Source organism: Streptomyces sp. NPDC094034, from assembly GCF_040303865.1.
GTDB lineage: Bacteria > Actinomycetota > Actinomycetes > Streptomycetales > Streptomycetaceae > Streptomyces.
This window is the reverse complement of the sequence record NZ_JBEOUD010000001.1, coordinates 208,857-222,003: the sequence shown is the minus strand read 5'-3', so window position 1 is coordinate 222,003 and position 13,147 is coordinate 208,857. Positions and strand designations below refer to the sequence as shown.

Below are 13,147 nucleotides of genomic sequence, written 5' to 3'. Positions count from 1 at the left end.
CTGGGTGGTCCTGGATTTCCCGTTGATCCCGCTCTCCGCTCTGTATGACGATCGACGGCGCCGATCAGTTCGCGGATATGTCCGGTGGTGTCCAGGCCGCCAGCAGCAGCGATTCGGTCGCCGCCGACGCGTAGACCGCCGCCGCCAGCCAGGCCAGGGCGAAGCCCCCGGGATCGGCGGGCAGCAGCCGGCCCAGGACGTCATGGCGCCGGTCGGCCGCCGCGTCCGTCAGCGCCTCGACCCGCCGCGCGCCGGTGGTGAGGCCCACCGCCCGCAGTCGGCGGGGCAGTTCGTCGTCCGCCGACAGGGCCGACACCGCGCGGCCGCCCGCGACCGCGCGGTCCACGGTCCTGCGCAGCAGGTCCAGCTCGACGGGGAGCGTGGGCGGCGCCCCCGCGTCCATCGGCTCCGTGTGTCCCCGCGGTACGGCCGGGATGTGCGAGCGGTTGAGCAGGCGCAGCCCCAGATCCGCGCGGACCGGCTCACCGTCGTGGCCGGTCCAGGACGCGGCGAGCACATGCACCCGGTCGGGCCGGTCGGGCACGACCCGGGCGATCAACCGCAGCGCGAGTCCGGGCCGGCTCGCGAGCAGTGAAAGGTTCTCGGCGTAGGGGAGTTCCGACCGCTCGTCGGCCGCCGCGAGCCGTAGCGTGGGCCCCGCGGCCACGGCGAAGCCCGCGCCGGTGACGACACCGTCGAGAAAGAGCAGATCGCCCCCCGCCGCACGGGCGTCGACGGGCTCGGACAACCAGCCGAGCGCCGAAGCCAGTTGTTCGGCGGGCGGCCGCTGCCAGAGGGCGGCGAGCGGCGCTTCCCGCCAGCCCGCGCCGGCGGCCCGTACGGAACGTACCGCCCCGCCGCCCCCGATCCGTCCGTCCGGCGAGACGGTGGGCGCGGTGAGGATCACCCCGCCGCCGTCGCCCAACTCCCGCAGCCCGAGCGCGCAACCGCCGGGCACCGGCGTCCCCGAGGCCTGGAGGGCACGGTCCGGTCCACCGGGGGCGACGTCCGAGAGCGTGCGGAGCGCCCCGTCGGGCGCGAGCGCGTAGACCGTGGCGCCCGCGTATCCGGACGCGGTCACCACCGGCTCGGTGAACAGTCCGTACAACCGGAGCGGCCCTTCAGGCCGGTAGGCGCGGCGCGCCGGGGAGAGCGCGGCGACGGGGCGGCGCACCAGATCCAGCAGCTCCGCCAGCTCGCCCGACAGCCCGGACAGCCGGAACGCCGGGTCGTCGGAACGGGCCTCGCCCAGCAGCCGCGCGATCCGCACCGCCGTGCCGGCGGGCCGGGGCAGCCCGGCCAGCCGCGCGGAGTGGGCGGCATGGAGCAATTCGGCGCGGTGGACCGCGCCGGAGCCGGATACACCCGAGACCAGGACGGCGGTCACGGCGTCCCGGAGCGCGTCGAGAGCCATGGACTGGGCCGGGGTGAGCACGGGGGTGGGCCCGGGCTCGTCGGCGAGCGCGGACGCCGGTGCCCCGGCTTCGCCCTGTCCCCTCTCGGACTCCCCTTTCCCCTCCGAACCGAAAGCCCCATGAGACCCATCAGGCTCATCAGTCCCCTTGGGCTTGTCAGCCCCATCGGCTCTGTCAGTCCCGTTGGCCCTGTCAGCCCCGTCAGCGCCGCCAGTCCTGTCAGTCCCGGCAGTCCCGGCAGTGCCCTCCTCGTCCTTCTCCTCAGGCACCGCGAGAGGGGCGACGGACAGGACCGCCGCGCGATGCAGACAGGCCGGGGCCAGGAGACAACTGCACACCGCGTCGTCCGGGTCGGCCACGATCCCGGCCGTCACTCTCAATGTCACGGCCGTGTCCTCGGCGACCCGTACCAGGACACCGTCCCGCGCCGCCTCCACCGGCCAGCCGGCGGCCTTCGCCACCGCCCCGTCCACGCGTTTGCGCAGCCGCGCGGGCAGCAGATCGAGCGCCCCGGCCGCCACTTCGGCGGTCACCGGCGGCAGTACCGCCGCGGAATCCGTCATCGGTGCGCACCTCCTACGCGTTCGCCGACCCACCGGGCCAGCTCCAGGGGGCTGAGCGCCGCTACCGGCATGCCCGCCCCCACCAACTGGCCTGCCACACCGGCCGAATACCGGGGCCTGCCCTCGTCGTCCAACGAGGCGCAGCCGAGCACATGACAGCCCGCGTCGACCAACGCCCGTACCTCCGTGAGGAGCGGGGAGACCGGACCGCCCTCCTCGAAGTCGCTGATCAGTACCACCAGCGTGCGGGACGGTACCGTCACCAGCTCGCGGGCGTGGCGCAGCCCGCGCGCGATGTTCGTACCGCCACCGACCCGCACTTCGAGGAGCAGGCTCAGTGGGTCGTCGACCTGGTCGGTGAGGTCGAGCACCTCGGTGGAGAACGCGACGAAGTGCGTACTCACCGCGGGGACTCCGGCCAGTACGGAGGCGGTGAGCGCGGCCCAGACCGTCGAGGCCTCCATCGAACCCGAGACATCTACGACCAGCACCAGCCGCCAGTCGGCCGCCTTACGCGCACGCGTGCGGAAGACGGGCTGTTCCGGCAGGACCGTCACCGCGCCGGTGTCCGGATCGCGGCGGGCTGTCGCCAGATTCGCGCGCAGGGTCCGGGCGAGATCCAGCGGCCCGCCGGGACGGCGGGTCGGGCGCGGATGGGAGAGCCCGGTCAGGGCGGGGCGCAGCCGGTTGGCCAGCGCCTCGGTCAACTCGGCCACCAGCCGGGCCACCAGGGGCCGCAGCCGCGCGAGCTGGTGCTCGGGGAGCCCACCGGCGTACGAGAGGACGGTGCGCAGCAGCTCCACCGACGGCCGGGCCGAGGCCGGATCCAGCTCCAGGGCGGCGTCGAGCCGTCCCGTATCGGCAGCGGCGGCGAGCACTTCTTCCCGTACGCCGGGCCCGAACAGCGCGGACAACTCCTCGGACCAGGAACGGACATCGGGATACGAAGCCCCGTAACCGCCCCGGGAGCCACCCGCGTCACGCTCCTCACCGCGCGCGCCCTCGCCCCGTCCATACCCGTACAACTCATCGAGCGCGTCGGCGATCCGGGCGGCCCCACCGGTGAGCTCCCGCCCCCGCCCGAGGAGCAGGCGCCATCGCTCGCCGGGGGTGAGCGCGATGGCTCCGGCCGGGTCATCGCCCCCACCGGGGGAGCCATGGCCCAGCTCACCGGAGTCGGCGGAGTCGGCGGAGCCACTGGAGCCACCGGAGCCACCGGAGCCACCGGAGCCACTGTGGTCACTGGGGTCACCAGAGCCACCGGGGTCACCGGGGGCGTCGGGGGCACCGGGAGGCGGCTGCGCCTCACCCACCCCGCCACACACGCCCGACGGAGCGTCCGTATCCAGGCCCCGTGCCGCCAGGGCCTCTCGGCCCGCCAGATCGGCCGCCGCCAGGAGCGCCGATGCCGCCGGATCCGACAGCGCCCCGGGGAGGGCGCCCGCGGCGAGGCCCGTGCGGTCCTCCACCACGGCGAGCAGCCGGGAACGGGCCGCCGGGGCGAGCGTGTCGAAACCCGCGCGCAGTGCGGGAAGCCGGTCCAGGAAGCCGCGGTCGGGCAGGGCCTCGATCCGTTCGAGCAGCGGATCGAGCGCCCGTCCGGTCTCCAGCAGCGGGCCCGCCGCGAGCAGCGTCCCGCGCAGGAATCCCGCCAGGTCGGCGCGGAGTTCGGGGGTCGTCGCGCTGTCCACGCGGGAGGCCAGACGCGTGCCGAACTCCGCCGCCTCCCGGTGTCCCAGCAGCACCCGGGCCGCCCCTGCCGCGCCCCGGATCAGCGGGGTCGCCTCGGCGTCGAGGCGCTTCAGCGAGGCGTCGAGCCGGAACCCACCCCCCAGGTCCTGCCCGGAGGTTCGTCGCGCGCCCTCAGCCGCCGGCACGGCGGCTCGCCGCGTTGCCGGAACCGGAGCCGATGCTGGAGTCGGAGTCGGAGTCGGGGTCGGAGCCGATGCCGGAGCCGGAGCCGTTGCCGGAGCCGGAGTTGCTACTCGCCCGGGCTCCCCGGCCGCCCTGTCGGCCAGCGAGACCAGGGCGCGCGCGTCGGCGGGCTCGGCGGAACCGGCGAGCCCGTCCAGCGCCCGGACCCCGGCCGCGGCCAGTTCCTCGTACGCCGCGCCGAGCGCGTCCCGCTCCCAGCCGGAAGGCAGCCCCGGCAGATGCCCCGCCCCGATCCGGTCCAACAGGGCAAGACCGGTGAGCAGTTCGGGGAGAGTGCCGGAAGCGGGCAGTAGCCCGGCGGCCTCGGAGAGCCGCTCCGCGGCGAGCGCGGGCAGTCCGCAACGCACCGCGTCCTCCAGCCCGGACAGCACCTCGGCCGCGGTCGGCCCGCCGCGCTCACGCTCCGCCGCACGCCGTCGGCGCAGCATCCCGGCCGCCGCCTGTTCGAGCGTCACTCCGTGAACTCCCGCCACATCCAGCATCGCGGCGGTCGACGGAGACCAGGCCACGACCCAGCGCGTGGTCAGCGGCGCGGCGTCGCCCACGCCCGCCACCTCGCCCTCCTCCCCGTACGGGACACGGCAGACCGCGAGCCGGCGCAGACACAGCTCACGGCGCCGGTCCAGATCGCCGCGGTGCGCGTCGAGACGCAGCTCCCGGCGGCCGGGCGCGGCCGGTGTGGGCAGCGACAGGCTGTCGAGCAGCGCCTCCACGGCCGGTCCCAGGCCGGAACGCGGCGTGCCCGGCGCGAGTGCGCCCTGCCGCGTCCCCACCAGCACCCGCTCCATGGCGGCGGCCACCACCCGGCCCCGCCCGAACAACCGCCCTTGTGTGAGCACGGTCTGTGCCGCCTCGGCCAGCTCACCGCGCCCGGCGGCGGGCAGCCCGCGGAGCGCCGCCAGGTCGCGCGCGACCCGGACCACCTCGCGGGCGTCGGCCGGCCCGCTCGGATGCCCGGCGTCCCGAACGGCCGCGCAGATCCGTACCGCCGTCGACGTCAGCAGATCGTCCAGCAGCGCGGGATCGCCCGCCGCGAGATGCACCCCGCGCTGCCACTCCGGGTCGCGGATCCCGGCCGGATAGCCGGACCGCTCGTCCAGCAGCGCGTACGAGTACGGCACGAGCGAGGTGACGACGGCCTCGGTGGCCCGCACGTCCCCCGACCCCACCGGCACGTCCCCGCGGCCGGGTCCCGTGGCGCCCGGCAGCAGCGCGGGCGCGTGGAAGGCGCCGATCACGGCCGCCGCCCGGCGGCTCCCGCGCTCGGCCAGCCGGCGCCGCATATTCGCCTCGCGCCGCAGATCGCACGGATCGACCCTGCTCGCATCCGCCCGCAGGGCCCAGCCGACCAGCAGCGCGGCGCGCCGTAGCGCCTCGGGGCCGGAACCGGGCGCCTCCGCCTCGACCAGCCGGTCCCACAGATCGTCCCCGGGCCGCCCCCCGGCCCGCGCCCGCAGCGCGGCGGCCAACGCCCCGCCGGCCCAGGCCGGTCCACCGGACTCACCGGACTCACCGGAACCGTCCGAACTGTTCGCACCGCTCGACTCACCTGCCCCGTCCGGCTCGGCATCCGCGCCCGGGCCGGCCGCGCGGGCGGTCAGCGGCAGATCGAACGGAACGACCTCCACCCCCGCCTCCCGCGCCCAGCGGATCGCCGCCAGCTCCGGCGAGAACTCCGCGAACGGCAGGAACACCAGCCCACCGCCCGCCGCCCCGGCCCGGCCGCCCGCCAGGGCGACCGGGGGGACCGTCGCCGGATCGGCGAGATACGGCAGCCAGGGCGCGAACTCCTCGGGCAGCTCGACGAACAGCACCTCCGGCGCCGCCAGGTCGAGCATCGCCGGTACGGCCGCGGCCAGCGCGGGGGAGTGGTGCCGTACCCCGATCAGATACGGCTCCCGGCACCCGGCGAGCCGGGCCACCGCCTCGGAAGGCCCCTCGCCGGGGGCCCCCGACGCGTCACCCCCCGACGCGTCACCCGCCCCAGCCAGGACCGCCCCAGCTCCGGCCACCCCAGCCAGGACCGTCCCCGTCCCGGCCGCCCCCGCCCCGGGCACCTGCTCATCCCAGCCGGGCTCCGGCTCATCCCAGCTCATCGCGCAGCCCCCACAGCGTCCGCCACAGCGGAGCTCCGGCCTCCGCCCGGCGGCGTACCGGGCCGTCCCAGTACCCCAACAGCCGTGCGTGGTCCGCCGGATCGTCCTTGCGTACCGTCCCGAGCAGATGGCCCGGCAGCGTACGCAGAACATCCCGGCCGTCGCCGAGATACGCCGCGCCGAGCCCCATCGACGTGGCCACATGCACCGCCTCGGCCGTCGACATGACCGTCGAGGGGCGCTCGATCTCCCAGCCTTCCGCGCTCCGCCCCGTCCGCAGATCCCGGAACGCGGTGACCAGCGCTTCGAGCACCGTGTCGTCCACGGAGAACGCCGCCCCGCCCCGCACGAGCGCCGCCGTCGCCTGATCGCGCACCAGCCGGGTCTCCGCGTCGAGATCGCCGATCGGCCCGACTGTCTCGAAGTTGAACCGGCGTTTCAAAGCCGCGGACATCTCGGAGACGCCCTTGTCGCGGAGGTTGGCGGTGGCGATCAGCGTGAAGCCCGGTACGGCGTGCACCGTGCTGTCCCCGCCCTCCCCGCCCGCCAGTTCGGGCACCGACATCCGGCGCTCCGACAGGATCGAGACCAGCGCGTCCTGTACCTCGGGCAGACAGCGTGTGACCTCCTCGACCCGGGCCACCGCACCACGTGTCATGGCCGTGAGCACGGGCGAGGGCACCAGGGCCGCCCGGCTCGGCCCCTTGGCCAGCAGCAGCGCGTAGTTCCAGCCGTAGCGGAGCTGGTCCTCGGTGGTGCCCGCGGTGCCCTGCACCGTGAGCGTGCTGCTGCCGCACACCGCGGCGGACAGCAGCTCGGAGAGCATCGACTTGGCGGTGCCCGGCTCACCGACGAGCAGCAGTCCGCGCTCGCCCGCAAGCGTCACCACACACCGCTCCACCAACGCCCGGTCGCCCACGAACTTCCGTGTCACGACCAGCTGTCCGCCGTCGGCCGACCGCAGCGCCTCACCGTCGGAACCGCAGACGAACAGCACCACCGCACGCGGCGTCAGCCGCCATCTCGGCGGGCGCGGGCCGTCGTCGTATGTCGCGAGGAACGCCAGCTCCGCCGCGTACCGGTCCTCCGGCAGCTCCAGCTGCCGCCCCGGCTCCCGCTCCGCCGCCATGGTCTTCGCCGCCTTCTCCGTCACCGTCATCGCCTGCCTCCCCGGCCGCCGCGGCCCTGGAACTCCTCGAACCCCGGCGTATCGCCGTCAACGATCCGCCGCCACGCCGCCCTGTACAGCTCCGGTACCGGCCGGTCGGGCACCAGATAGAGCGGGGGGCCCGGTGGCAGCAGCGCCGTCTTCCAGCTCTCCATGGGCAGCCGCGGCGTCTGCTGCTCCAGCCAGCCGCCCGGCAGGAACAGCGAGCGGCCCGCCCGCGCGCGCTTGGCCTCCACCACCAGGTCCGTGGCGGCCAGTTCGGCCCTCGCCCTCTTCAGCCGGGCCGGCTTCCACCCCGTCCACTCGGCCTGGTGACGGTCGGTCGGGTCAGGCAGCGCGAGCAGCATCAGATAGAGCACGGCGGCGTCCTGGGAGAGTCCGAACCGCTCACCCGCCTCTTCCACCAGTTCCGGCGCACCGAGCCGCGGGTCCTGCGGGCAACCCGGCGGGCCGTCCGCCGTGACGAGCTCCATGAACTCCGCGCTGAGCAGCGTCCGTAGCGCCTTCAGCTGCGGTGGCTCGCCCGCCGTCGCCACCAGCAGCGTCAGCTCCGGATGGTCGGGGCCGCCCACGCTCCGCCCCGTACCGTCCGTTCCCTCCGGGGGCAGTACGGCGGAGGGCCGCACCCACACCGCGTCCCAGTCGCTCCCGTACCGCGAGGGAGTGAGCACCAGCGCCGATGAGAGCTCGAATATCTCCTTGTCACCCGCGCCGCGCTCCGGGGCCAGCCCACGGGCTTCGCGCAGCCGCCTGGACACGGCTTCATGGGCGGCGTTGCGGTCGACCCCCAGACGCAGCAGCAGACCGGGGTCGGCCAGCCGCTTCCGCAGCATGCGCGCGGTGATCGGCAGGACCTCGCGCAGCGGATCGCCGTACGGCAGCCGATACGCGAGCCAGCGCAGCGCCTCGACCATGGAGCAGAGGGTCGACCCGGTCAGCAACCGCCGCGGCTCGGCCGGCTCCAGCTCCCCGTCGACCAGCCGCTGTTCGGTGCGACCGGTCAGCTCCTCCCGCCACTCGGGGTTGAGCACGTCCTGCGCCGTGGCGCCGCCGCGCATCTCGGCAACCAACTGCCTGATCAGCGCGGGGGGTACGGGCCGTCGCCTGCCGCGCGCCGCGATCCACGCCTCCACCAGCGGTTCCAGTGCGAAACCGGTGGTCCACAGCTCCGCGACCCGCTCCGGATCGGTCGGCAGCAGCAGCCCGCTGAAGGTCCTGCGCTCACCGACGCTCAGCGCGTCGAGGGTGGCGATCCCCCATTCCACCTCGGCGTTCTTCGCACCCAGCGGCTCCAGATACGCGGCGGTGAGCACCCCTTGGCCCCGATAGCGGCCTATCCCCGGGGAGCCGAGCTGGAGCAGGGCACCCGCGGTCGCGGCGATCCCGACCCGCTCCGCGAACTCCAGGGCCTGCTCGGGGCGGTACGGCAGCGGGCCGCGCTGCCGTACCAGCTCCATGACCCGGCCCACCACCGGCGCCCGTACCGGATCGTCCGCCGCGCCCAGCACCTCGGACTCGATGAGCACGCACCCGTCCCAGCCACCGAAGGCCCCTGCCGGGTCGTACTCCACGCAGTGCCAGTACGCGTCCTTGTCGTCGGACCGCAGCCGGCCGAGGATCACCAGCCGCCGCGCCCCCGCGTGCCGTACCTCCCCGGCGAGCTTGCTCCCGTCGCTGCCGGGGATCCGCAGCTCCAGCGCGCGCAGCCGTCCGCGCGGGTCGATCAGCAGCGCGTCACCGTCCGCCTCGACGGCCAGCGCCGCGTCAAGGAACTCCAGCAGCGCGGCCCGGTGTTCGTCGGAGATGGCGGGTGAGGCGGCGCGCAGCGCGAGCGCCGTCATACCGGATCCGGCCAGCGTCACCCACCCCTCATCCGCCTGCTCGATCGGCGTGCGCCCCGGCACCGCGGCTGGTGAAAGCGCCTTCGGCAGCAACTGGATCTGTTCGAGGACGGTCGTGCTCTCCTTGGGCACATGACGGTAGTAGTACCGGTACGTCCGCACGGCGAAGCCATCGAACGCCTTGCTCAGAACAGCGTCGCGGGCGTACCGGACCTTCTCCTTCACGTCCTCGGAGCCCGGACCCCGCGCCGCTCGCTCGGCGAGCGTGGCGATACGCCCGCTGTGCCGCGCGGCCTCGTCCACCAGCCCGGCCACGCCCGCCACCAGCCCGGGGTGGGTGATGTCGGGCAGCAGCAGACGCACCGCGGCCTCCGCCTTCGTCCCCTCCGCGACCGAGGCCAGCAGCGCCCGCGCGTCCGCGTCCGTCACCGCGCGGAGCGCCGCGGAACCCCGCTCGTCACGCGTCCGCAGCGCGTGCCAGTACGCCAACGGCGCCACGAGCGGCGTGCCCGCCGCGTACGCGCCACCCCGGCCGCCGTCCTCGAAGTGCGCGAGCTGGATGCCCTCGGCGTCGTACAGGGAGACCGTCGGGCTGAAACCACGGCTCTCGCGCGGATACAGCGAGGCCCCGCCGGGCAGCCGCAGCGGCGGCAGGGGAATGCCGTCGGTGAGATGCTCGACGCGCGCGCCGACCGGGACAGGTACGGCCGGGCCCCGGCTGCCGTCCACCGAACAGGCGGTGAGTGTCCTCTCCTTGGGGTCGTACGTCACCCACCAGCCGAGCAGCCCGTCCTTCGTGCCGAACGGCGAGGACTCCAGTCCCGGCTGTACGGGCAGCAGCCGGCAGGCCCGCTCCAGCAGGCGCCCGCCGCCCCCGGCCAGCGCCGAGTCGAAGAACCCGGGCACCGACACCCGGCCCCTGCGGGCGGATTCGGGGTCGTACTCCCACCATTGGTTCTCGTGCAGCACCCATACGGAGATCCCGTCCGAGGCGACCGGGCGGCGCTCGGCCGCGAACGAGGTGTCGCCCGCGTACACCGGCCGCCCGCCGTAGCAACGCCCTCCATCGGGCAGCTCGAACGACGGCGTCTGGGCGTCCGTCCAGTGGTCGTTGAGCTCGCCCTTGGGCTTGAACACCTCGGCGGGGCGGCCCGACCACACGGCCCGCCGTTCGTCCCCGTACCCATGGGCGATCAGCCACTGGCCCCCGACGTAACGGATGGTCGTCGTGTCCCAGGAGTAGGACGAGGTCGTCGGGGGAGTCAGCGGCCGCTGGTCGAGCACGCCCGTCGGTCCGACCGCCGCGACCTGCCTGTCGACCCGGACCAGCAGGGCGGGCCAGGAGTCCCGCGTCTGGTACCACCTGTCGGCGCGGTAGCCGTAACGCAGTCCCGAGGCCTTCACGTCGACCGGGCCGAGCCCCGGCAGCGCCTCCTCCAGAGCGGGCCAGCCCAGCTCGTCGAGAATGCCCGCCCGCAAGGTGCTCGCCAGGGCGGGAGCGGGTGAGACCGCCGTGATACGCCGCACCGCCTCCGGCGCCGTGGCCAGCACGGACGGCGAGGAGAAGCGGCTGAGCCGCCCCAACAGGCTGTCCAGCCGGGGCAGTCCGAAGGGCCGCGACAGATCGTCGGCGCGGTCGGACAGCCAGCCCACCAGCGCGGTGCGCAGAGCGGGATGGTTCGCGATCCGGTCGAGCCGGTCCGGGGAGTCACCGCTGTCGGCGACCTGCTCCACGCCCGCGCGCAGCAGGCCCGTGAACCGGGGATCAGTGGTCAGCGCCACCAGATCCCTGCGCCCCTCGCGCTCGTCCGTCAACCAGTCGGCCAGATCGAGACGCGAGGCACCCTCCGAGGGCCCGGCGACCGGCACGCCCCACGCCAGACAGGCGTCCAGCAGATCCAGATCCGCCGTGACACGCCGGCCGTAACCGCCGAGCAGCCGTACCGGCGTGCCGTCCGCCACCAGCCGCGCCACCAGCCCTTCCACCAGGGTCAGTTCGGCTTCGAGACGGACGGTGGTCCGCCAGCCGCGCTGCCGGTGCCGGGCCCAGGACGACAGCCACTCGGCGGCCGGGACCGTCCCGTCCACCAGCAGCTCGACCGCCCCGCACCGGTCGAGCAGCGTCAGCCAGGACGCGTCGAACTCCTCGGGCCTGTCACCGCCCGTGGCGGGCAGCAGTGTCAGCAGCCGCTCCCGTACGGAGCGGTCCTCGGCCGCGATGGCGGCCAGGGAGGGCAGCGCTGCCTTCCAGAAGCTTCCCGCCGCGCGGTTCATCGGGCCGGTGTGGATGATCTCGGCGAGCAGCGACCGCTCCTCCGCGTCCGCGTCCAGCCCCGCGCCCTTCGCGAGGCGGCGCAGATCCTCCAGCATGCCCGCGTACGGGGCGAGCCCGGCCGCGCACCGCTCCAGCGACACCGCCCTGAACTGTCCGTACGCATCGGCCGCCGACAGCCGGACCGTCAGTGCCTTGGCGTGCTCACGCAGCGCCTTGCCGGTCAGCGCGCCCGCTCCGGCGAACTCCAGGAAGACCTCACGCAGCCGCTCCTCGTCGACCGCCAGCGCGTGCCGCCGCTCGGCCGCCCGCGCCTTGCCGAAGAACACCGAGGCCTGCTGCCGGGCCTCGACGGCCAGGAAGAGCCGGGCCACCTGTTCGTAGTAGGTGGGAAGGAAATGCGGGACGGAGCGGTCGAGCCGCTCGCCGATCTCGTCGAACCCCTCCTTGGCCAGCCCCGGCTTGGTGCCCACGAGCCGGGTGAGCCGCTCCATCTCCTTGACGACGGCCAGCGCGTGATGGCCGTTGGCCGGGTCGTTCACCAGCGCCCAGGCCGGGAAACCCAGCGACTCCCGCCTCACCCGGCCGACCTCGGTGACCTCGGCCGCGCCGAACCCCAGATACTCCAGAGCGAGATCCTCGGCGGCCCCGATCGCCCCGGAAACGAGCCTCACCACCGCACGCTCGTCCAGCGCGGGATGCCCGTACGAACGCGCCGTCAGCACATCGCCCCCGGCACCGCCGAGCGGCAGCACAGCCCCCGCCTCCCGCAGCTCCTTCTCCGGCCGATCCCCGTCCACCTGTGCCCCGCCCAGCGGTCGCGTCTCGCTCACAGCGCCTTCTCCTCGTCGCTCTCGACCACACGGCCCGCGTACACCAGCGCGGCCATCCGCTCGCCCTCCGACCAGGCGACCGGCCCCACTTCGACGAGCGGCAGCCGCCGCCCCGCCTTGTCACGCCACTCCAGCGAGCCGGTCAGTGTCTCCGACTCGGGGTAGTCGTCCCCCAGCCAGTACGCCGCCTCCAGCTGTCGGCCGTTCTCCACCAGCGGGCACACCGCATGGCCGCCACGCACCCGATAACCGAGCGAGACCGCGCGGGCCGTGGCGTGCCGCAGCTGCGCGAACTTCCCGTCGGCGTACGCCCGCCAGTCCTGCGCCGTACCACCGCCCCCGGAGGCACCCCCGGTGACGTCTCCGGCCCCCTCCGGCCGTCGCCACACCTCACGGAACAACTGCTCCGCACCCTGCTCGACCCCCAGCTCGGCCGCGAACTCCCGCAACTCCGCCAGGTCTTCGAGCAGTACCGGATGCGGAATCAGCACCGTCTCCACCTCGGCGGCGTCCAGCCACACCGAATCCCCGTCCAGATCGACGATCCCCAGACCCCGCGCCGGATCGGCGTTCCGCAGAAAACCGGCACGCCCCGTCTCCGCCGAGTCGTCCGCCGCCACCGGGGCCACCACGAGATCGCGCAGCGCCGACTGCCAGGCCGGGTCCGGCCACACCCGCGCCAGCAGAGCCACCGGCACCGGCAGCGAACGCACCAGCCAGGTGTCCACCTGCTCCCGGCACTCCCGCTCGTGCCGCTCCAGCCACTCGGCCAGCTGCCGCAGCCGCACGACCTCCGCGTCGTCCTTGAGCTTCGGCGGTACTTGCTTCAGCGTGCGCCCCGCGGCATTCCGGCACAGCACGCGCGTGCCGTCAAGCGCGATGGCATACCCGCCCGTTGTCTCGATCCAGCCCATGGCAGGACCCCTCCCCGACCTTCTGGTTCCGAACTGCCATCACAGTAAGTGAGGGGTCTGACAACGCCCCCGAGCCGTCGGTGAGGTGGTGGAAAACCGCCGTCACCAGC

At 74.5% G+C, this 13,147-nt stretch carries 5 protein-coding genes; all 5 read right to left on the bottom strand.

The features are described from left to right. Positions 1 to 64: 64 nt before the first annotated feature. Genes ABTZ59_RS00965 through ABTZ59_RS00945 form a run of 5 tightly spaced genes read right to left on the bottom strand, consistent with a single transcriptional unit; the run spans position 65 to position 13,037 of the window. Positions 65 to 1,978, bottom strand: coding sequence for a hypothetical protein (locus tag ABTZ59_RS00965; RefSeq protein ID WP_351387566.1), 1,914 nt, complete (start codon positions 1,976 to 1,978; stop codon positions 65 to 67). Further along, positions 1,975 to 6,009 carry a DUF5682 family protein gene (locus ABTZ59_RS00960; RefSeq protein ID WP_351387562.1) on the bottom strand — a complete coding sequence of 1,345 codons (4,035 nt, stop codon included), beginning with the start codon at positions 6,007 to 6,009 and terminating at the stop codon, positions 1,975 to 1,977. Before ABTZ59_RS00960 ends, ABTZ59_RS00965 begins: the two co-directional genes overlap by 4 nt. Then, the gene (locus ABTZ59_RS00955; RefSeq protein ID WP_351387559.1) at positions 5,996 to 7,168 is read right to left on the bottom strand and encodes an ATP-binding protein; all 1,173 of its coding nucleotides are present in this window, start codon (positions 7,166 to 7,168) and stop codon (positions 5,996 to 5,998) included. The genes ABTZ59_RS00960 and ABTZ59_RS00955 overlap by 14 nt, the downstream gene beginning before the upstream one ends. Continuing rightward, positions 7,165 to 12,123, bottom strand: coding sequence for a hypothetical protein (locus ABTZ59_RS00950; protein WP_351387554.1), 4,959 nt, complete (start codon positions 12,121 to 12,123; stop codon positions 7,165 to 7,167). Before ABTZ59_RS00950 ends, ABTZ59_RS00955 begins: the two co-directional genes overlap by 4 nt. Continuing rightward, positions 12,120 to 13,037 carry a DUF4132 domain-containing protein gene (locus ABTZ59_RS00945; protein ID WP_351387551.1) on the bottom strand — a complete coding sequence of 306 codons (918 nt, stop codon included), beginning with the start codon at positions 13,035 to 13,037 and terminating at the stop codon, positions 12,120 to 12,122. Before ABTZ59_RS00945 ends, ABTZ59_RS00950 begins: the two co-directional genes overlap by 4 nt. Between the last annotated feature and the right edge of the window lie 110 nt (positions 13,038 to 13,147).